The 17,912-nt window shown below is 73.6% G+C and carries 22 protein-coding genes; 10 read left to right on the top strand and 12 right to left on the bottom strand.

What is annotated here, in order from left to right; translation table 11 throughout:
* The first annotated feature begins 512 nt into the window (after positions 1 to 512).
* Positions 513 to 1,841 carry a S1C family serine protease gene (locus tag AB0H12_RS08870; protein ID WP_499621918.1) on the top strand — a complete coding sequence of 443 codons (1,329 nt, stop codon included), beginning with the start codon at positions 513 to 515 and terminating at the stop codon, positions 1,839 to 1,841.
* 72 nt (positions 1,842 to 1,913) lie between these two features.
* Here AB0H12_RS08870 and AB0H12_RS08865 read toward each other — a convergent pair whose 3' ends face one another.
* Genes AB0H12_RS08865 through AB0H12_RS08845 form a run of 5 tightly spaced genes read right to left on the bottom strand, consistent with a single transcriptional unit; the run spans position 1,914 to position 5,269 of the window.
* Positions 1,914 to 2,312, bottom strand: a complete 399-nt coding sequence (locus tag AB0H12_RS08865) for a hypothetical protein (RefSeq protein ID WP_499621916.1) — start codon at positions 2,310 to 2,312, stop codon at positions 1,914 to 1,916.
* On the bottom strand, positions 2,309 to 3,355 hold the full coding sequence (locus AB0H12_RS08860) for a molybdopterin-dependent oxidoreductase (protein ID WP_499621914.1): 1,047 nt from the start codon (positions 3,353 to 3,355) through the stop codon (positions 2,309 to 2,311). Before AB0H12_RS08860 ends, AB0H12_RS08865 begins: the two co-directional genes overlap by 4 nt.
* On the bottom strand, positions 3,352 to 3,963 hold the full coding sequence (locus tag AB0H12_RS08855; RefSeq protein ID WP_499621913.1) for an SAM-dependent methyltransferase: 612 nt from the start codon (positions 3,961 to 3,963) through the stop codon (positions 3,352 to 3,354). The genes AB0H12_RS08860 and AB0H12_RS08855 overlap by 4 nt, the downstream gene beginning before the upstream one ends.
* Positions 3,960 to 4,625, bottom strand: a complete 666-nt coding sequence (locus AB0H12_RS08850) for a TIGR04282 family arsenosugar biosynthesis glycosyltransferase (protein WP_499621911.1) — start codon at positions 4,623 to 4,625, stop codon at positions 3,960 to 3,962. The genes AB0H12_RS08855 and AB0H12_RS08850 overlap by 4 nt, the downstream gene beginning before the upstream one ends.
* Complete coding sequence (locus AB0H12_RS08845; protein ID WP_499622515.1) at positions 4,622 to 5,269, bottom strand: glycosyltransferase family 2 protein; 648 nt, start codon at positions 5,267 to 5,269, stop codon at positions 4,622 to 4,624. Before AB0H12_RS08845 ends, AB0H12_RS08850 begins: the two co-directional genes overlap by 4 nt.
* Before the next feature lie 141 nt (positions 5,270 to 5,410).
* Between AB0H12_RS08845 and AB0H12_RS08840 the strand changes: the two genes are divergently transcribed.
* From AB0H12_RS08840 to AB0H12_RS08830, 3 genes are read left to right on the top strand one after another with little or no spacing between them, the layout of a single operon-like run.
* Positions 5,411 to 6,652 carry a hypothetical protein gene (locus AB0H12_RS08840; protein ID WP_499621910.1) on the top strand — a complete coding sequence of 414 codons (1,242 nt, stop codon included), beginning with the start codon at positions 5,411 to 5,413 and terminating at the stop codon, positions 6,650 to 6,652.
* Positions 6,653 to 6,661: 9 nt separating this feature from the next.
* Positions 6,662 to 7,357, top strand: a complete 696-nt coding sequence (locus AB0H12_RS08835) for a response regulator transcription factor (protein WP_499621909.1) — start codon at positions 6,662 to 6,664, stop codon at positions 7,355 to 7,357.
* The gene (locus tag AB0H12_RS08830; RefSeq protein WP_499621907.1) at positions 7,357 to 8,376 is read left to right on the top strand and encodes a sensor histidine kinase; all 1,020 of its coding nucleotides are present in this window, start codon (positions 7,357 to 7,359) and stop codon (positions 8,374 to 8,376) included. The genes AB0H12_RS08835 and AB0H12_RS08830 overlap by 1 nt, the downstream gene beginning before the upstream one ends.
* Here AB0H12_RS08830 and AB0H12_RS08825 read toward each other — a convergent pair.
* The gene (locus AB0H12_RS08825; protein WP_499621906.1) at positions 8,345 to 9,364 is read right to left on the bottom strand and encodes an NAD-dependent epimerase/dehydratase family protein; all 1,020 of its coding nucleotides are present in this window, start codon (positions 9,362 to 9,364) and stop codon (positions 8,345 to 8,347) included. The genes AB0H12_RS08830 and AB0H12_RS08825 overlap by 32 nt on opposite strands.
* 95 nt (positions 9,365 to 9,459) lie before the next feature.
* On the opposite strand from AB0H12_RS08825, the gene AB0H12_RS08820 reads away from it, so the two are divergent.
* Positions 9,460 to 9,960 carry a MogA/MoaB family molybdenum cofactor biosynthesis protein gene (locus tag AB0H12_RS08820; RefSeq protein WP_123748144.1) on the top strand — a complete coding sequence of 167 codons (501 nt, stop codon included), beginning with the start codon at positions 9,460 to 9,462 and terminating at the stop codon, positions 9,958 to 9,960.
* Positions 9,957 to 10,148, top strand: coding sequence for a hypothetical protein (locus tag AB0H12_RS08815; RefSeq protein WP_499621905.1), 192 nt, complete (start codon positions 9,957 to 9,959; stop codon positions 10,146 to 10,148). The genes AB0H12_RS08820 and AB0H12_RS08815 overlap by 4 nt, the downstream gene beginning before the upstream one ends.
* A gap of 287 nt (positions 10,149 to 10,435) precedes the next feature.
* Here the strand turns inward: AB0H12_RS08815 and mscL are convergent, their stop codons facing one another.
* The 6 genes from mscL to AB0H12_RS08785 all read right to left on the bottom strand — a co-directional run bounded on the left by mscL (position 10,436) and on the right by AB0H12_RS08785 (position 14,160).
* Positions 10,436 to 10,834, bottom strand: coding sequence for a large-conductance mechanosensitive channel protein MscL (gene mscL / locus AB0H12_RS08810; RefSeq protein ID WP_499621904.1), 399 nt, complete (start codon positions 10,832 to 10,834; stop codon positions 10,436 to 10,438).
* Between the two features lie 51 nt (positions 10,835 to 10,885).
* Positions 10,886 to 11,827 carry an RNA polymerase subunit sigma-70 gene (locus AB0H12_RS08805; protein WP_499621903.1) on the bottom strand — a complete coding sequence of 314 codons (942 nt, stop codon included), beginning with the start codon at positions 11,825 to 11,827 and terminating at the stop codon, positions 10,886 to 10,888.
* Positions 11,827 to 12,246: a glyoxalase superfamily protein gene (locus AB0H12_RS08800; protein WP_499621902.1), complete on the bottom strand. Its 420-nt coding sequence runs from the start codon at positions 12,244 to 12,246 to the stop codon at positions 11,827 to 11,829. The genes AB0H12_RS08805 and AB0H12_RS08800 overlap by 1 nt, the downstream gene beginning before the upstream one ends.
* 340 nt (positions 12,247 to 12,586) lie before the next feature.
* Positions 12,587 to 13,096 carry an SAF domain-containing protein gene (locus tag AB0H12_RS08795; RefSeq protein WP_499621900.1) on the bottom strand — a complete coding sequence of 170 codons (510 nt, stop codon included), beginning with the start codon at positions 13,094 to 13,096 and terminating at the stop codon, positions 12,587 to 12,589.
* An 87-nt stretch (positions 13,097 to 13,183) separates the two neighbouring features.
* Positions 13,184 to 13,480: an FmdB family zinc ribbon protein gene (locus tag AB0H12_RS08790; protein WP_499621899.1), complete on the bottom strand. Its 297-nt coding sequence runs from the start codon at positions 13,478 to 13,480 to the stop codon at positions 13,184 to 13,186.
* A gap of 113 nt (positions 13,481 to 13,593) precedes the next feature.
* Positions 13,594 to 14,160, bottom strand: coding sequence for a 5-formyltetrahydrofolate cyclo-ligase (locus AB0H12_RS08785; protein ID WP_499621897.1), 567 nt, complete (start codon positions 14,158 to 14,160; stop codon positions 13,594 to 13,596).
* A 38-nt stretch (positions 14,161 to 14,198) separates the two neighbouring features.
* Between AB0H12_RS08785 and AB0H12_RS08780 the strand changes: the two genes are divergently transcribed.
* The 4 genes from AB0H12_RS08780 to sepX all read left to right on the top strand — a co-directional run bounded on the left by AB0H12_RS08780 (position 14,199) and on the right by sepX (position 17,862).
* Complete coding sequence (locus tag AB0H12_RS08780) at positions 14,199 to 15,080, top strand: UTP--glucose-1-phosphate uridylyltransferase (RefSeq protein ID WP_499621896.1); 882 nt, start codon at positions 14,199 to 14,201, stop codon at positions 15,078 to 15,080.
* A gap of 14 nt (positions 15,081 to 15,094) precedes the next feature.
* Positions 15,095 to 16,318, top strand: a complete 1,224-nt coding sequence (glp, locus tag AB0H12_RS08775) for a molybdotransferase-like divisome protein Glp (RefSeq protein ID WP_499621895.1) — start codon at positions 15,095 to 15,097, stop codon at positions 16,316 to 16,318.
* A 33-nt stretch (positions 16,319 to 16,351) separates the two neighbouring features.
* The gene (locus AB0H12_RS08770) at positions 16,352 to 17,008 is read left to right on the top strand and encodes a GNAT family N-acetyltransferase (RefSeq protein ID WP_498781317.1); all 657 of its coding nucleotides are present in this window, start codon (positions 16,352 to 16,354) and stop codon (positions 17,006 to 17,008) included.
* A 161-nt stretch (positions 17,009 to 17,169) separates the two neighbouring features.
* The gene (sepX, locus tag AB0H12_RS08765; RefSeq protein ID WP_499621894.1) at positions 17,170 to 17,862 is read left to right on the top strand and encodes a divisome protein SepX/GlpR; all 693 of its coding nucleotides are present in this window, start codon (positions 17,170 to 17,172) and stop codon (positions 17,860 to 17,862) included.
* Positions 17,863 to 17,912 lie beyond the last annotated feature (50 nt).

The raw sequence follows: 17,912 nt of genomic DNA, 5'->3' as shown, positions 1-17,912 counted from the left end.
CTCAGCCGGCTCAGCCGCGGAGCCCGTGGGCGCGTGGGGACGCCGGGCTCGGTCATGAGGACGCCGGCTCCCAGCAGCAGGGTGCTGGTCGGCCGGACAGGGGCGACACCGGCGCCGTGCAGGGCGGCGCCGGTGCTTCGCCGGAGTCCACCGGCGCGGGAGGTGCCTGGCAGGGGGCCTCGGCGCGGCCGGAGGACGTGACCGACGGGTCGGCTGTGGGGGCCGACTCGTCGGAGGCGGGATCGGCGGGTGTTCCGCGGGGGAACACCGGCCACCCGGCCGACCTGTACCCGGACAGCGTGACGACGACCGCTGCCACCTCGAACCCCGGCTCGCCGGCCGCTCCGCACGCGAGCGGCGCCGAGCCTGTGCCCGGGTCGCCGGACGCGTGGTCGCGTTCCGGTCACCCGGATGACTTCGGCTCGCCGGCCGCCTCGCAGGGTGCCGCCGGCCAGTCGGGAACCGGTCAGGCGGGCGCTGTGCAGGGCGGCGCCGGCCCGACCGGAGCAGGTGTGGCAGGCGCTGTGCAGGGCGGCGCCGGCCATCCCGGAACCGGTGGTCCCGGCGCCGTGCAGGGCGGTGCCGGGCTGCCGGGATCCGGGCCGGACGCCTGGCATGGCGGCTTCCGACGCCCGGAGCACACCGGTCCGTACGGCGCTCCCCAGGACCACCAGGGCCCGCCGGCCCACTCCCCTTCGGGGCCGGCGCAGCCCGGTGTGTCGGGCCCCTACTACGCGCCGCCCGGTTCGGTCACCGGCGCACCGCGCCCGCAACGGGGCCGCGGCAAGGTCGTGGCGGGGATCGCCGCTCTCGTGCTCGCCGTCGGCGGCGTCGCGGGCGGTGTCGGCGGGTACGTCGGCTTCCAGGCCGCCGACCAGGCCGGGCCCGTGACCAACGCGCTCAACCAGACCCCGCCCGCCCAGCAGAGCTCCGACGCCCCGGAGGGCTCGATCGAGCAGGTGGCGCAGAAGGTGCTGCCGACCGTGGTGCAGGTGCAGGTCAACGGCGGCGCCGGGTCCGGCTTCACGCTCAGCTCCGACGGCTTGGTGCTGACCAACAACCACGTGGTCGAGAGCGCCGCGAACGGCGGCCCGATCGCGGTCCAGCTCCAGGACGGCCGCTCGTTCGACGCGAAGATCGTCGGCCGCGACCCGACGTCCGACCTGGCCGTGCTGAAGATGGAGGACGTCTCCGGCCTGCCCACGGCCGAGCTCGGCAACTCCGGCGACCTGCGCATCGGCCAGGACGTCGTGGCCGTCGGCTCGCCGTTCGACCTCAACGGCACGGTCACGTCCGGCATCGTCAGCTCGCTGAACCGCCCGGTGCGCGCCGGCGGCCAGCAGGGCGGGGTGGACACCGTGCTCAACGCCATCCAGACCGACGCCGCGATCAACCCCGGCAACTCGGGCGGCCCGCTGGTGAACATGCGCGGCCAGGTCGTCGGCATCAACTCGGCCATCTACAGCCCGAACTCCAGCCAGTCCGCGCAGGGCGGCTCGGTCGGCATCGGCTTCGCCATCCCGATCGACCAGGCCCGCCGCACGGCCAAGGAGCTGTCGGAGACCGGCAAGGCGACCCAGACCGTGCTCGGCGTCCAGGTGGGCGACTCGCCGCAGGGCGGCGCGGTGGTCCGCGACGTGACCGCCGGCGGCGCGGCCGAGGCGGCGGGCATCAAGTCCGGCGACGTGATCACCAGGTTCGGCGACCGGCCCATCGAGGCCTCGGACTCCCTGGTCGCGGCGGTCCGGTCCCGCGCGCCGGGCGAGAAGGTGCAGCTCACCATCGGCGAGGACCGCACGGTCGAGGTGACGCTCGGCAGCCAGCCCGTCGAGGTCCGCTAGCACCCGCGAGCCACCGGCTCCCGTGCCCCGAGCCGGTCGTGGAGGCCGCACGCCGACACAGGTGACCGCCCCTCACCTGTCGGCGTGCGGCCTCTTGTGCCGTCGCACGAGGGTGGTCGCGAGGACGCCCAGCCAGGTCACGCCGACCGCCACCAGCAACCCGACCGGGTAGTCCCGGTCGACCAGGCCGGGGTTGGGCCCACCCGCGAACGGACGCCAGAGCAGCGGGACGGCGAGCAGCACCAGCACGCCGGTGACCGTGCCGCCGACCCGCGCCGCCGCCCGCCACGGCTTCGGCACCCACCGGGCGATCAGCAGGCCGAAGCCGGCGAAGAGGGGCGCGAGCAGGGCGTCGTGCGCGACCGGGCCCGCGACGAACCACAGCGCCAGCTCCACCGAGACCAGCGGCAGCACGAGGACGGCGCCCCACAGGCCCATGACGACACCCAGCGCGCCGATCACCCACCTCATCGGAGGACCTCCAGCCGGGTGACCCACTTGGTCTGCGTCACGCCCGGTCGGCTCGGTGCGATCAGCCGGCACGGGTAGCCGTGGTCGAGGGGCAGGATCTCGCCGTCGAGCCGCAGCGCGAGCAGCGTCAACGGGTCGCGGGCGTGGGCGGCGGGCAGCGTGCTCGCGCGGTAGAGGCCGTCGCGTTCCAACGACTCCACCCGGACGTCACCGGGTTCGAGGTTCGCCGGCGCCAGCAGGTCGCGCACGGGCACGCCGGTCCACCGCGCCGACGCGCTCCAGCCCTCGACGCACGCGATCGGCAGCTCGGCCGTGGTCTGGGGCAGCGCTTCGAGCTCCCGGCGGGAGAACCGGCGCCCGCCGACGATCAGCCGCCAGTCGTCGCCCACGGCGGACACCCCGGCGGCGGTGGCCGTGCGGTTGACGGGCAGCGCCGCCGACCGCGTGCCCAGGACGGAGACGGTCCGCAGCCACGGCACCGTGCCGCCCGCCGTGGCCAGCACCGCGACCGCCGCCGCGCCGCCCGTGGTGAGCAGGAACCCGCGTCGGCTGAGCGTGCCTCGGCGGACTTCCTCGGCGGGCGTGCGCATCAGCGGCAGCTTGACCGCGACGTGCACGAGCAGCGCGCCGACCGCGATCCAGGCCACGGCGTGGTGCGCGGTCGGGAAGAAGAACTGCCAGGGGTAGTTCTGCGCCGCGTTGAACAGGCCGGTGACCAGCTCGAAGAACGACGCGCCGACCAGTGCGAAGATCGAGCCGCGTTCCAGCGCGTGGGGCAGGGACTTCACCACCGGCCGTTCGAACAGCTTCGGGTAGACCGTCCACAGCTTCGCCAGGAGCAACGGGATCGCGGCGACGCCCGAGGTGACGTGCACGCCCTGGGTGAACCGGTAGAGCCACACCGGGCGGGTGGGCCAGGCGAACCACCCCGGCGGGTGCTGGAGGTAGTGGCTGAGCAGCCCGGTGACGAAGCAGAGGCCGAACGCGATGCCCAGCCACAGGCCGATCCGGGTGGCGGTGTGCGGGCTGGACGTGCGCTTCACGGCCGCACCAACTCGGCGAACCAGCGCCCGTCGCGCTCGACCACCCACCGCGACACCAGACCGGCCCGTGCGGCGGTCGGCGTGACGGCCCGCGCGTCGACCCGTGCCCAGTCGAACCACGCCCCACCGGCGACGCGGGCGCGTTCGCGGCGCAGCCCGCAACCGGGCGGCTCGACCTCGACCAGCACGCTGCCGTGCCGGCGCAGGAGGTGGCGGGCGCGGCGGAGGAGCGCGACGGGGTCGCCGCCGATGCCGATGTTGCCGTCGGCGAGCAGCACGTGCGCCCACCGGTTCGCGCCGGGCAGCCGGCCGAACAGGTCGCGGCGCAGCGCCGGCCCGCCTCTCGCCCGGGTGAGGTCGACGGCGAGCGGGGAGTGGTCGATGCCCAACGCCACCACCCCGCGCCGGACGAGCGCGGCGACCATCCGCCCGGGGCCGCAGCCGAGGTCGACGGTCGGGCCGTGGCAGGCGTCGAGGAGGACGTGGTCGGCCCCGTCGGCGTCTTCGTGCCACCGGTCGACGCGCAGGGGCAGGTGGTCGCCGCCGGCGAACTCGAGCCGGCACTCCGCGCCGCCGAGGCCGAGGTCGAACGCGGTCACGGCGGTCATCGCAGCGCTCCCGAACGCGCGAGGGCGGCGGCGAACCGCGTGTTCGGCACGGCGGCGGCCACCTCGCGCGCGGTGGCCACGTCGTCCACATCGGACAGCACGGGCAGCAGGCCGATGTCCCGGCCGCCCAACGCCCGCAGCGTCGACGCGCCAGTGTCCGATCGGGACATCGGCACGGCGCGGAGGTTCGCGGCCACCGCCGGGTCGTCGAGCCCGAGCGCCCACCAACCGCCGTCCGCCGCCGGACCCAGCACGGCGTCGTGCCCGGCCAGCCGGTCGACCGACTCGGCCAGCAGCGCGGGCGTGAGCTGGGGCGTGTCCATGCCGATCTGGAACACCGGCAGGCCGTGCGCGCGGTGCGCGTCGGCGTGCGCGTTGGCCAGCCGGTCGGCGAACGACCCACCCCGCTGCGGCAGCACGGTGAACTGCCGCAGCACCGCGCGGATCTCGGCCGACCGCCGCGCGTCACCGAGCGACCCGGTCAACGCCACCACCGGCCGGACGCCCGGTGTGCCGAGCACGGCGTCGAGGGTGTCCAGCAGCGCGGCGGCGGCGATGTCGGCCGCCTCCGCCGGCGTCGCGGGAGGGCACAGCCGGGTTTTCGCCAGGCCCGGCGCCGGCGCCTTGGCCACCACCAGCAGGCTCGCCGAGTACGCCGTCACCGCGCGCTCCTCCGGACGACCGCCGTCATGTCCCGCACCGCCCGCACGGTCCCGCGCACCGAGCCGGACACCTTCGACCTCGTGCCCGCCGCGCGCGGCCCGTACCGCACGTCCCGCTCGACCACCCGCCACCCGGCCGCCGCCGCGCGCAGCAGCAGCTCCAACGGGTAGCCGAACGCCCGGTCCTCGACCCCCAGGCCCAGCAGGTCCCGCCGGCGGAACGCGCGCATCGGCGCGATGTCCCGCACCGGCAGCCCCTTGCGCCGCAGCAACCCGGCCAGCACCGCGTTGCCCGCCCGCGCGTGCCACGGCCAACTGCCCGCCCCCGGCACCCGCCGCCCCACGGCCAGCTCCGCCCGCGCGAGCAACGCCACCAGCTCCGGCAGCTCGCCCGGGTCGAGCGAGCCGTCCGCGTCGAGCACGCAGACCACTTCGGAGCGCGCGCGTTCGATGCCCGTGTGCACGGCCGCGCCGTACCCGGGCCGCGGCTCGTGCACCACCTCCGCGCCCAACGAGCGGGCGATCTCCGGTGAGCCGTCACGCGATCCGTTGTCCACCACCAGAGGCCGGTAGCCGGCGGGCATGGCCCGCAGCACGCCCGGCAACGCCGCCGCCTCGTCCAGGCAGGGGAGCACCACGTCGATTTCGTCCACGCACCACAGCATGGGCCGTCGCGGACGACCGGAAACCGTTGTGGCGCTTACCGAATCATGACGTGCGCGCCAGTTCTTACGGACCGCTGACGGATCCCGCCGCCGGGCCTCCGCCGGCCTTACGGTGGGCGTGTGCTCCGTGTCCTGGCCGCCGCGGCCCTGGTCGCCTCGGCCGTCGTGGTCGGCGCGCTCCTGCCTGACGACCGCGTTCACGCGCCCGCCCCGCCGCTGTTCGCCCACTGGCTCCCGCACGTCGGCATCGGCACGCCACTGGCCGTGCTGGTGGCGTTGTCGGTCGTCGTGTGGGGTCCGGCGCTGGCCGGTCGGCTGTCGTGGCGCCGCGCGCTCGGCGCGGGTTACGCGACCGCAGTGGCGTGGACGTTCTCGCTGGCCCTGGTGGACGGCTGGGAACGCGGCTTCGCCGGCCGGCTGACCACGGAGCACGAGTACCTGCACGAAGTCCCGGGCGTGACGGACGTGGGCGCGATGCTGCGCGAGTTCTCCTCCCGCATCCTGGACTTCCAGCCCGACTCGTGGACCACGCACGTCTCCGGGCACCCGCCGGGCGCGTTCCTGGTGTTCATCGGGCTCGACCGGGTGGGCCTGTCCGGCGGCGCGTGGGCCTCGGCGTTCGTGGTGCTGGTCGGCGCGCTGACGGCGGTCGCGGTGCCGGTGACGGTGCGCGCGTTCGTCTCCGAGGAGCACGCGCGGGCCGTGCTGCCGTTCGTGGCGCTGTTCCCCGGCGCGGTGTGGGTCGGCGTGTCGGCGGACGGGCTGTTCGCGGGCGTCACGGCGTGCGGCATCGCGTTGCTGGCCACCCGACGTGCGTTGGCCGGCGGTGTGGTGCTGGGCTTCGGCGTGTTCCTGTCGTACGGGCTGGTGCTGATGGGCGTGCTCGCGCCGGCGGTGCTGCTCCTCGACCCTCGCGGGCGGGACTGGCGGCGGGTCGGCGTGGCCGTGCTGGGCGCGTCGGCGGTGGTGGCGGTGTTCGCGGCGCTCGGGTTCTGGTGGCTGGACGGCTACCACCTGGTCGTCGAGCGGTACTACCAGGGCATCGCGACGCCCCGCTCCTACGCGTACTGGGTCTGGGCGGACCTGGCCGCCGCCGTGGTCGCCTGCGGTTTCGCGCCGTTCGCCGCCCGGTGGCGCGGCACGGCCACAATGGCCAGGGGTGCGGTCACACTGGCCGTGGCGGCGGCGGCAGCCATCCTGGTCGCCACCGCGTCGGGCTTGAGCAAGGCCGAGGTGGAACGGATCTGGCTGCCGTTCACGGTGTGGCTGGTCGTGCTCGTGCCGGACCGGCGGCGGCTGTGGCTGGCGGCGCAAGCGGTGACCGCGCTCGCGGTCAACCACCTCCTGCTGACCAACTGGTGAGGCGCGGACATGGGTGAGACGACCGGGCGGGTGCTCGTCGTGGACGACGACGTGACCGTGCGCGACGTGGTGCGCCGGTACCTGGAGCTGGCCGGCCACGAGGTCGAGCTGGTCGGTGACGGTGAGAGCGCGCTGCGCCGGTTCGCCGAACGCGAGCCGGACCTGGTGGTGCTCGACCTGATGCTGCCGGGCGTCGACGGGCTCGAGGTGTGCCGCCGGCTGCGGGTGCGCAGCGCCGTGCCGGTGGTGATGCTGACCGCGTTGGGCGAGGAGGAGGACCGGATCGCCGGGCTCCAGCTCGGCGCGGACGACTACGTGACCAAGCCGTTCAGCCCGCGTGAGCTGGCGTTGCGGGTGACGTCGGTGCTGCGCCGGTCGCGGGTGGCGGCGTCGCGGTCGGCGTCGGTGCTGACCGACGGCGGGCTGCGGGTGGACGTGGGCGCGCGGTCGGTGTCGCTCGACGGGCGTGAGCTGTCGCTGACCACGCGCGAGTTCGACCTGCTGGTGTTCTTCCTGACCAACCGGGGCGCCGCGTTCAGCCGCGGCGAGCTGCTGTCGCGGGTGTGGGGCTGGGAGTTCGGCGACCAGTCCACCGTGACCGTCCACGTGCGACGGTTGCGGGAGAAGGTGGAGGTCGACTCGGCCCGGCCGGTGCGGATCGCCACCGTGTGGGGCGTGGGCTACCGGTACGACGGCGGTGCGTGATGCTGGTCGAGATCTACCACATCCTCCCGTACGCGGTGCTGTTCTCGCTGCCGTTGGCGCTGCTCGGCGCGGTGCTGCTGCGGCGGTTGCGGAACGGGTCGCTGGCCACGGCGCTGACCGTGCTGGCGATCGTGCCGGTGGTGGCGACCATCGGCGGCGTGCTGGCGGTGAGCGGGTTCATGTTCACCCCGATCCTCACCACGACCGTGCTGGTGTGCCTGCTGGTGGCGTTGGTGACGGTGCCGACGGCCGTGCTGCTGGGTCGGGCGCTGGCGCGGCGCAGCGTGTGGGAGAGCGAGGCGCGGGAGCGGGAACGCGCGGCCGAGGCGTCCCGGCGTGAGCTGGTGGCGTGGATCAGCCACGACCTGCGCACGCCGTTGGCCGGGATCCGGGCGATGGCCGAGGCGCTGGCCGACGGCGTGGTGTCGCGGCGCGGCGAGGTCGCCGAGTACGCCGGGCGGATCTCGACCGAGGCGGAGGCGTTGTCCGGGATGGTGGACGACCTGTTCGAGCTGTCCCGCATCACGGCGGGCGCGCTGCGGCTGACGTTGTCCGAGGTGCCCCTGGCCGACGTGGTCAGCGAGGTGGTGGCGGCGGAGAGCCCGGTGGCCTCGCGCAAGGGCGTGCGGCTGCGCGCGGACGCGGCGACGTGGCCGGTGGTGCTGGGCAGCGACCCCGAGCTGGCCCGGGTGGTGCGCAACCTGCTGTCCAACGCGATCCGCCACACCCCGCCGGACGGCACGGTGGCCGTTCAGGTGGACGTGGACGGCCCGTCGGCGCTGCTGCGCGTGGACGACGGCTGCGGCGGCATCCCGGAGGCGGACCTGCCCAGGGTGTTCGACGTGGCGTTCCGCGGCGCGCCGCACCGGCAGCCCGTCGGCGGCGGGTTGGGGCTGGCGATCGCGCGCGGCCTGGTGGAGGCGCACCAGGGCACGATCGACGCCCGCAACCACGGTCGCGGCTGCCGGTTCGAGGTGCGGTTGCCGCTCAGCGGAGGCGGTCCGCTGCGAACTGCCTGACCCCGGCCGCGAAGGTCGTCGCCGCGCGGAAGCCGAGGAGGTCGAGGGCTCGGGCGGGGTCGGCGACGACGTGCCGGACGTCCGCCGGGCGCGCGCCGCCGACGACGCGCGGCCTAGGGCCGCCGCACGCCTCGGCCAGGTGGGTGGCGAGGTCGCCGACGGTGCGCGGCTCGCCGGAGCAGATGTTGAGCGGGGTGAACGTGCCGGGCTCGCCCGGTCGGCGCAGGGCCAGGACGTTGGCCCGTGCCACGTCCGTGACGTGCACGAAGTCGCGGCGCTGGCGGCCGTCTTCGAGGACGGTGGGCGCCTCGCCGCGTTCGAGCGCGCTGCGGAACAGGCTCGCCACGCCCGCGTACGGGGTGTCCTTGGGCATCATCGGGCCGTACACGTTGTGGTAGCGCAGCGCCCACACCGCGCCGCCCGTCTGCCGTGCCCACGCCGCCGCGTAGTGCTCCTGGGCGAGCTTGCTCGCGGCGTAGGTGCTGCGGGGGTCCAGCGGGGCGTCCTCGGGGACCAGGCGCGGCTCCAGGGGGCTGCCGCAGTGCGGGCACGGCGGTTCGTAGCGGCCCTGGTCGAGCTCGGCCTGGCGGCGTGGCGCGGCCCGGACGACGCCGTGCTCGGCGCACTCGTACCGGCCCTCGCCGTAGACGACCATCGACGACGCCAGGACCAGGTGCTTCACGCCCCGCTCGTGCATCGCGGCGAGCAGCACGGCGGTGCCGAGGTCGTTGTTGCGCGCGTAGAGCGGCGCGTCGGACGGGTCGAGGCCGTGGCCGACGACGGCGGCTTGGTGGCAGACCGCGTTCACTCCGTCGAGGAGCTTTTTCACCGTGTCGAGATCGGTGACGTCCTCGGCCGCCGGTGGACGGTCCCGGTGGGCCTGGGGCAGGTAGGCGTCGAGCACGACGACGTCGTGGTCCTGGGCGGTCAGGTGGTCGGCGACGTGCGAGCCGATGAACCCGGCCCCGCCGGTGAGGAGAACGCGCACGTCACCGAAGTTAGGGGTCCTTCGGCGGGAGCGGGCGGTGCGACAGCGTGACGTCACGGAACCGTCAGATCCTCCGATTGGCTACGGTGGCGCTCATGGAACGCAGCGCGCAGCGACTGGGACGCGCCCTTGTCGTGATCGTGGACGACCGGGTGGCGCACGGTGAGCACGACGACAGCACAGGACCGCTGGTCACCGAGTTGCTGGAGGAAGCAGGGTTCATCGTCGACGGCACGGTCGCGGTGGAGGGTGAGGTCGTGGGCATCCGCGCCGCACTGAACACCGCGGTGATCGGCGGTGTCGACCTCGTCGTCACCGTCGGCGGCACAGGTGTGTCGCCGCGCGACGTGACGCCGGACGCCACACAGGGCGTGCTCGACCGGCCGATCAGCGGCATCGCCGAGGCGCTCCGGGCTTCGGGGCTGGCGGCGGGAGCCGTCGACGCGGGCATCTCGCGGGGGCTGGTCGGCGTGTCCGGCAGCACCCTCGTGGTGAACCTGGCCGGGTCGCGGTCGGCGGTGCGCGACGGCATGGCGACGTTGTCGGCACTGGTGCCGTACGTGATCGAGCAGCTCTCGGGGTTGGACGAGGCATGACCGAGCCGGCTGACGACGCCGACGCCGCTGCCGCCACCGCTTCGGCCGCGGCGGAGGCGGCGCGGCGTCGTCGGCTGGCCGAGGTGTTCGGCGACGTGCTGCCGGAGGGCTCGTCGGACGAACCGCGCCCGACCGGGCGTGACGACCGGTGGTACGAGGAGAACCGGCCGCCGCACCACGGCGGGTAGGACGGCCTTCGCGGGACCGCGGCTGACCGGGCGATGCCGGCCACGCCCGGTCAGGTCCCGTACCGCTCTTCCACTCGCTCTTCCACCGCCGGCCGCTTCCACCGCCGGCCGCGTGCCCCTTGGCTGCCGGTCCCGGTCCCGGCGCCGGTGCCGTGGCACGGCCGCGTCGGGTCCTGTCACCAGTCGGTCCTGGCGCGCCGCCCGTTGGGACCGTCCGATGGCGCTGTCCGTTCAGGACGTCTGTTCGGGCCGTCCGTTCGCGACGCCCACTTGTTCATCCGCGTCCGTCAGTCCTGGCGCTGGCGCTGCGAGGCGAGGAGGTCGCGGATCTCCTTGAGCAGCTCAACGTCGGTCGGCTCCGAGGGGCCGGGCTCCTGGCCGCGCTTGCGCCGCTCCTTCAACTTGTTCATCGGCAGCACGAAGATGAAGTAGACGATCGCGGCCACGATCAGGAAGTTGATCATCGCGGTGATGATCGCGCCGAAGTCGATGATCGTCTTGTCGCTCGTGCCCAGCTGCACTGCCAGGCCGTTGACGTTGTTGCCGCCGAACAACGCGATGATCGGGTTGATCAGGTTCGTGGTGAACGCGGTGACGATCGAGGTGAACGCGGCGCCGATGACCACCGCCACGGCGAGGTCGATCACGTTGCCGCGCATGAGGAAGTCCTTGAAGCCCTTGATCACGGTTGGCTCCTCCGTTCGGGGGTATGGGTGAGGTCAGCGGAGGGTAACGGGTCAGGGCCTCAGCGGTGACGCTCCGGGTACGTGTGTCGCGGGGAGGCCGAGCCGCTCGAACGTCGAGGGCCCGAACGTGGTGATCTCGGCGATGAGGTCGTCCTCGACGCGCAGGACGTCCACCTTGCACGCCCGGAACACCGTGTCGCCGTGTCGGCGCAGGTAGCTCGCGGCGGTCGGCATCCGGTTGGCCCAGGTCGGCACGAGCAGCCAGTCGCCCTCCCGGTCGGGGCCGAGCGCGCGTTGCACCAGCGTCGCGACCTGGTCGAGGCCGTCGAAGCACAGCGGCGCGGGCGGCATCGTGACCCGCAGGTCCTCGGCGGCGATCGCCACGGCCGCCGCCGCGTCACACCGCTGGTGGGCGTCGATGAACCGGCTCAGCAGCTCGCGCTCCCGCGGGTTCGGCTCCCGGGCCGTCCAGTCGTTGCGGTGGGAGGGCAGGTGCTGCCGCATCGTGGCGCGGGCGCGCTGGAGCGCGCTGTTGGCGGCGGCCACGCTGATGTCGAGCAGCCCGGCCGTCTCCTGCGCCGTCATGCCCAACACCTCCCTCGCGAGCAACGCAGCCCGCTGGCGTGCGGGGAGGAGCTGGAGGGCGGCCAGGAAGGCGAGCTCGACGGTCTCCCGTGCGACCGCGACCACGTCCGGCTCGTCATCGGTCGGGGCGACCTGGTCGAGCAGGCGGTCCGGGTAGGGCGTGAGCCAGCTGATCTCCGGCTGGGTCCTGGGCGTGCGCGCCTCGGCCCGGATCAGGTCGACGCACGTGTTGGTGGCGATCTTGTAGAGCCAGGCGCGGACGTTGCCGCCGTCGAAGGTGTCCCACGCCCGCCAGGCGCGCAGGAACACCTCCTGCACGGCGTCCTCGGCTTCTTCGTAGGAGGCGAGCATCCGGTAGCAGTGGACGTGCAGTTCGCGGCGGTGCTGCCGGGTGGCCTGCTCGAACATCAGCGGAGGGACTTCCCGACCTGCTGGACGGCCCAGGTGTTGCCGTCGGGGTCGTCGAAGAAGATGAAGGAGTTGTAGTCCGCGCCGGCCGGGTCCGGTCCGGGCGTCATCGCGCCGTTCTCGAAGTGCTGCGGTCCGGAGTTCGCCACGCCCTTCGCTTCGAGGTGCGCGTGCGCCTCCTGGATGTCGGAGACGACCAGCTGGCAGCCCTTGAGCGAGCCGGGCGTGCCGCTGTCGCCGAGGCCCTTGCCGAAGACGAGGGAGCACGCCGAGCCGGGCGGGGTGACCTGGACGACGCGGAAGGCGTCGCCGGAGCGGTGGTCGGTGTCGAGCGTGAAGCCCAACGTGTCGGCGTAGAAGGTCTTGGCGCGATCGACGTCGGACACGGGGACGATGACGACTTCCAGCTTCCAGTCCACGGTGCTCTCTCCTCGGTAAGGGGCCGAAGCCCACCCTGCAATGCCCTGCACCGGGTGGAACGACAGGCGCGCCGAAAACTCATCGGTCACCCGATGAGAACTTCATCCACCCAGCTCACCCCCCGCCCCCACCCCTCCGCCGCTCGAACCCGCCCCACCCCACCTGACCCGCAGGCCACCCCACCTGACCTGCCGGCCACCACCACGGCAGAACCGACGAGACCGGGCGGCGTGGCGAGACCGGTGGTTGTGTCGGGGCGCAGGTGGGCGCGGGCAGGCGCACTCCCAGTTCAGGCGGTGCGCGTGGGTGCCCGGTTGGTGGGTTGAGGTGTTGGCGGGTTCAGCGCAAGATCACGGCGACTGGGCCGGCCAGGGTCGCGGCGGCCAGGCGGTGGGCTGTGGCACGGTCCGCGGAGATCACGACAACCTCGCCCTCGCGCACCGCGACCACCGAGGCGTCGGCGGCCAGCACGTCCGACTCGGCGCCGACGACGTCCACCCGGCTACCCGGCCGGAGCAGCCCGACCACCCCGGCGTCGCCCAGGCGCACGGCTACCGACGACACGCCCGGGTCGGCCGTCGTCAGGCGGGCATCGGTCAGCGGTTCGCCGGAACGGGCCGCGCTCACCAGGCTGCGGCCTGACGCGTCGCCCGGCGAGATCGCACCGACCGGCGCCAAGGACGGTGGGACGGCGACCACACGCACGTCGTCGGCGCCGAGCGGCACGCCGGGGGCGAGATCGCGCGCCGTCACCAGGACGTCGACCGTCGAGCCGGCCGGCAAGACGGCCACACCCACGGCTACCAGGGCCAACAGGCCCGCCAGGATCCTTCTGAGGTGGAGGAGCACGGTTCCGACGCTAGGGACGGAACGGGGCTCAGGACAGCGTCGACCCCCGAGCTGTGGACAACTCGGGGGCCTGTGGACAACTTCCGCTCAGGACGCGGCGGCGGCCGAAGCGGAGGTCGTCGAGGAAGCGGAAGACGAAGACGACGACGAAGACTCGGACTTGGCGGCAGCCGGAGCGGACGAGGCCGCGGGAGCCGCGGAAGACGACGAACGGCTGTCGGTCCGGTAGAAACCGCTGCCCTTGAACACGACGCCGACCGCGCCGTAGAGCTTGCGCAGCCTGCCGGAGCACTGAGGGCACTCGGTCAACGCGGAGTCCGAGAAGGACTGGACCGCGTCGAACCGGTGGTCGCACTCGGTGCAGGCGTACTGGTAGGTCGGCACGGTGAGCCCTCCACGAGTCCGGGTTGGCACTCCTCCGTGACGAGTGCCAACACCGATGATGCGCCACCCGGCATATGTGGCGCAAACATCACAGGTCAACGTCACAGGCCGAGTCACCGCGACGGCAGCCGGACCACACCCCGCCCCGGCGTGAGCACGGCGTCCACCCGCACGTCGTGCGGTTCCGCCGGCAACGACGGCACGAACTCCTCGTCCCGCACCACCGCCACCACCGGCCCCGTGGCCAACCCCAACGCCCGGTCGTAGAAGCCGCCACCCTTGCCCAACCGCACCCCGGAGTGATCCACCGCCAACGCCGGCACCAGCACCAACGCCGCCGACCCCACCGCCTCCGCGCCCAGCAACGCCCCCACCGGCTCCCGCAGCCCGAACGCCCCCACGCGCAACCGCCCGTCGAAACGGGCCCAGTCCAACCCGTCCCCGACCACCACCGGCAGCAACACCCGCAACCCGTGCGACCGCAACGCCTCCACCATCGCCAACGACCCCGGCTCCGCCGCCGAAGCGACATAAGCGCACACAGTCTCACCAGCGGAAACACCGAACGCCGCGACGGCGGACAGCACCTCGTCCACCATCGGGGGCATCACGGCGCCGCGCCGCCCGGCCCGCAGCCGTGTGCGCAGAGTCGCCTTCCGATCACGTTCACCGGACGTCATGGCAGGTCACCCTAAGCGCGCCGTTACGCTCGCAGCTCATGAGCGCCTTCCAGACAGCAATCGTGCCGGCGGCAGGCCTGGGCACGCGCTTCCTCCCCACCACCAAAGCGGTGCCCAAGGAGTTGCTGCCGGTCGTCGACACCCCCGGCATCGAACTCGTCGCCACCGAGGCAGCCGAAGCCGGCGCGACGAAGCTCGTCATCGTGACCTCGCCCGGCAAGGACGCCGTCGCGGAGTACTTCCGCCCGCAACCGGAGCTGGAGGCGACGCTCGAGGAACGCGGCAAGACCGAGCTGCTCGCCAAGGTCCGCCGCGCGTCGAACCTGCTCGCCGTGGAGACCGCGATCCAGGACAAGGCCCTCGGCCTCGGCCACGCGGTCGCCTGCGCCGAGGGCAACCTGACCGGCGCGGACGAGGCCGTCGCCGTCCTGCTGCCGGACGACCTCGTGCTGCCCACGGGCGCGCTGACGAAGATGGCCGCCGTCCGCGAGAAGCTCGGCGGCAGCGTGCTGTGCGCGTTCGACATCCCCAAGGAGCAGATCTCCGCCTACGGCGTCTTCGACGTCAGGGACACCGGTGACGACGACGTCAAGCAGGTCGTCGGCATGGTCGAGAAGCCCAAGGCCGAAGACGCGCCGTCCACGTTCGCGGCAGCCGGCCGCTACCTGCTCGACCGGGCGATCTTCGACGCCCTCAAGCGCATCACGCCCGGCGCGGGAGGCGAGCTCCAGCTCACCGACGCCATCGCGCTGCTGATCAACGAGGGCCACCCGGTGCACGTCGTGGTCCACCGCGGTGGGCGACACGACCTGGGCAATCCGGGGGGATTCCTCAAAGCTGCGGTTGACTTCGCACTGGAGCACCCCGACTACGGGCCCGAGCTGGGGGAGTGGTTGCGGGCACGCCTCGCCAACTCCTAAAACGAGGTCAACTTATGAGGTCAGTGGACGAGCAGCTCGCCAGGGTGGTCGCCGCCGCCGTGCGGCCCGCCCCCGTGCGGGTGGCGATCTCCGAGTCGCAGGGACTGCTCTGCGCCGAGGAGGTCGTCGCCGAGCGCGCGTTGCCCGGTTTCGACCAGTCGGCGGTCGACGGCTACGCCGTGCGCAGCGTCGACGTGCAGGCCGCCAACGACGAACCGGTCACGCTCCCGGTGGTCGGCGAGATCCCCGCCGGGTCCCGCCAGCCCAGACGGCTGCAACCCGGCCAGGCGGTCCGGGTCGCGACCGGCGCGCCGCTGCCGACCCTGGCCGACGCCGTGGTGCCCGTCGGCTACACCGACGGGCACGCGGCGAAGGTCACCGTGCACCGCTCGGTGCCGTCCGCGGCGTTCGTGCGGCGCACCGGCGAGGACGTGCAGACCGGTGACGTCGCGGTGCGCCGCGGCGCGTCCATCGGCGCCGCCCAGGTCGGCCTGCTCGCCGCGGTCGGCCGCAACAAGGTGCTGGTCCACCCCCGGCCGCGGGTGTCGGTGATCTCGATCGGCGAGGAGCTGGTCGACGTCGACCGCACCCCCGGCCAGGGCCAGGTCTACGACGTCAACTCCTACGCGCTGGCCGCCGCCGCGCGGGACGCGGGCGCCGAGGTCAGCCGGGTCGGCATCCAGTCGTCCGACCCGCGTCGGCTGCGCGAGGTCGTCGAGGGCAGGTTGCTGCTGTCGGAGATCGTGGTCGTCGCGGGTGGCGTCGGGGGCGTCATCGGCGACGAGGTGCGCGCCGCGCTGGCCGACCTCGGCGACGTGGACGTGACCCGGGTGGCCATGCACCCCGGTTCGGTGCAGGGCTTCGGCCGGCTCGGACCGGACGCGGTGCCGACGTTCCTGCTGCCCGCGAACCCGATGAGCGCCCTGGTCGTTTTCGAAGTGCTGGTGCGTCCGCTGATCCGGGCCGCGCTGGGCAAGCGCAACCCGTACCGGCGGGCGGTCAGCGCGCGGCTGCTGTCGCCGCTGACGTCCACGAAAGGCCGGCGCGGCTACCTGCGCGGCCAGCTGCTGCGCGACGCGGACAACGGCGAGTACCTGGTGCAGCCGCTGGGTACCTCCGGGTCGCACCTGCTGGCGTCGTTGGCCGAGGCGAACTGCCTCGTCATGGTCGACGAGGACGTGACGGACGTGGCGGTCGGCGAAGAGGTCGTGGTCAGCTTCCTCGCCCAGCGGGGATGAGGCCCCGACGGGCACGAGACACAGTGGGGATGGATGAGTTTCGCGGGTGACGGCGGTCGGCACCCCGGCTGGCCCGCGCGGCTCGGACCGCTGAGGGTTCCCGCGGGCCTGGTGGAGCTGCGCCCGCCGAAGCTGTTCGACGCCTCGGCGTGGTCGCGGGCCAGGCTCCGCGACCGGGCGTACCTGGAGGACTGGGAACCCACCGCGGCCGAGGGGTGGCACGAGCGCAACGCGCCGCTGGCGTGGCCGCCGCAGTGGTCGTCGCTGAAGTCGCTGGCCCGGCGCGGCCAGGCGCTGCCGTTCGTGATCACCGTGGACGGCGTGCTCGCCGGGCAGATCACCGTGGGCAACATCGTGCGCGGCTCGCTGCGCTCGGCGTGGGTCGGCTACTGGGTGGCGGCCGACCGGGCGCGCGGCGGCGTGGCCACGGCGGCGCTGGCGCTCGTGGTCGACCACTGCTTCGGCGAGGGCGGCCTGCACCGGCTGGAGGCGACCGTCCGGCCGGAGAACCGGGCCAGCCTCCGGGTGCTCGCCAAGGCGGGCTTCCGGGAGGAGGGCCTGTTCCTGCGGTACCTCGACGTGGCGGGCGACTGGCGTGACCACCTGTGCTTCGCGATGACCGCCGAAGAGGCGTCGCCCGAGGGCCTCGTACGCCGATTGGTCGCACAGGGATACGCCCGAACTGCCTGATCTGCAGGCCATGCGGCTTATTCGGATCACCCGAAAGTGGGTGATACACCACACTTTGGTACGTACGCCGGTCGGCGTGCCTCCGACACAGGTGTGACTGTTGTGACTAGCGTGGCATGCGCACCACCGAGCGCGCCGCGGGGTAGGGGGAGGTGACGGGGATGCCGAGCTCGCTGATCGTCGTGGGACTGGTCGTGGCCTGGTTGGTCGTCCTCGTGCCGATGGTCGCGCGCAAGCGCGCCGACGCGTCGCGCGGCGGCGTGGAGGAGGAGTACGACGCCATGCCCGAGGCAGACACGGACTTCGACGAGTACGACGACTACGACGAGCCGGACGCCGACTTCGGCGGACACCGGCCGTTCCGCCCGGGTCGTGGGGGCTACGACCCGGAGACGGCGGCGATCGTGGCGCAGGCCAAGTACGCCTTCCGTCGCCGCGTCGTCGGCACGTTGCTGCTGCTCGCCCTGGTCACGGGTGTCGTCGCGGGCGTGCTCTACCCGCTCGTGTGGTGGGGCCACGCCGCCGTGGACGTGACGCTGGTCTCCTACCTCGGTTACCTGCGCCGGCAGGTGCGGATCGAGGAGGAGATCCGCGCGCGCCGCCTGGCCAGGCACTCCCACCCCCGCCGCCGCACCACCGCGCGGCAGGCTCCGGACGTCCAGCCGCACACCGCCGCCACGCCCTCCGTCGAGGCCGAGACGTCCCGTGACCAGCAGGGCCTGTCTCCGCAACCGAGGTTCCAGCACCAGCCCCGCCCCGGCACCGTCGTGGTGGACCTGGACGACGAGGACCCGCTGTTCGTCGAGCTGGACGGCCCCGAGGCCCTCCCGTACCGACGGGCGTCGGGCGAGTAGAGGGGGGTGGCAAAACCACCCCCCGACTACTGATATGCTTCCTCCCGCAC

This window comes from Actinosynnema sp. NPDC023794 (genome assembly GCF_040639675.1).
GTDB lineage: Bacteria > Actinomycetota > Actinomycetes > Mycobacteriales > Pseudonocardiaceae > Actinosynnema > Actinosynnema luteola.
The sequence above is the reverse complement of the archived record's forward strand: the minus strand, read 5'-3'. Positions and strand labels throughout refer to the sequence as shown.

Excerpts from the sequence above, each read along its gene's own strand:
- AB0H12_RS08855 (WP_499621913.1), bottom strand. The coding sequence starts at position 3,963 with ATGACCGCCGTGACCGCGTTCGACCTCGGCCTCGGCGGCGCGGAGTGC.
- AB0H12_RS08805 (WP_499621903.1), bottom strand. The coding sequence starts at position 11,827 with ATGTTCGAGCAGGCCACCCGGCAGCACCGCCGCGAACTGCACGTCCAC.
- AB0H12_RS08820 (WP_123748144.1), top strand. The coding sequence starts at position 9,460 with ATGGAACGCAGCGCGCAGCGACTGGGACGCGCCCTTGTCGTGATCGTG.
- AB0H12_RS08835 (WP_499621909.1), top strand. The coding sequence starts at position 6,662 with ATGGGTGAGACGACCGGGCGGGTGCTCGTCGTGGACGACGACGTGACC.
- AB0H12_RS08865 (WP_499621916.1), bottom strand. The coding sequence starts at position 2,312 with ATGAGGTGGGTGATCGGCGCGCTGGGTGTCGTCATGGGCCTGTGGGGC.
- AB0H12_RS08815 (WP_499621905.1), top strand. The coding sequence starts at position 9,957 with ATGACCGAGCCGGCTGACGACGCCGACGCCGCTGCCGCCACCGCTTCG.
- AB0H12_RS08770 (WP_498781317.1), top strand. The coding sequence starts at position 16,352 with ATGAGTTTCGCGGGTGACGGCGGTCGGCACCCCGGCTGGCCCGCGCGG.
- AB0H12_RS08780 (WP_499621896.1), top strand. The coding sequence starts at position 14,199 with ATGAGCGCCTTCCAGACAGCAATCGTGCCGGCGGCAGGCCTGGGCACG.
- AB0H12_RS08830 (WP_499621907.1), top strand. The coding sequence starts at position 7,357 with ATGCTGGTCGAGATCTACCACATCCTCCCGTACGCGGTGCTGTTCTCG.
- AB0H12_RS08785 (WP_499621897.1), bottom strand. The coding sequence starts at position 14,160 with ATGACGTCCGGTGAACGTGATCGGAAGGCGACTCTGCGCACACGGCTG.
- sepX (WP_499621894.1), top strand. The coding sequence starts at position 17,170 with ATGCCGAGCTCGCTGATCGTCGTGGGACTGGTCGTGGCCTGGTTGGTC.
- glp (WP_499621895.1), top strand. The coding sequence starts at position 15,095 with ATGAGGTCAGTGGACGAGCAGCTCGCCAGGGTGGTCGCCGCCGCCGTG.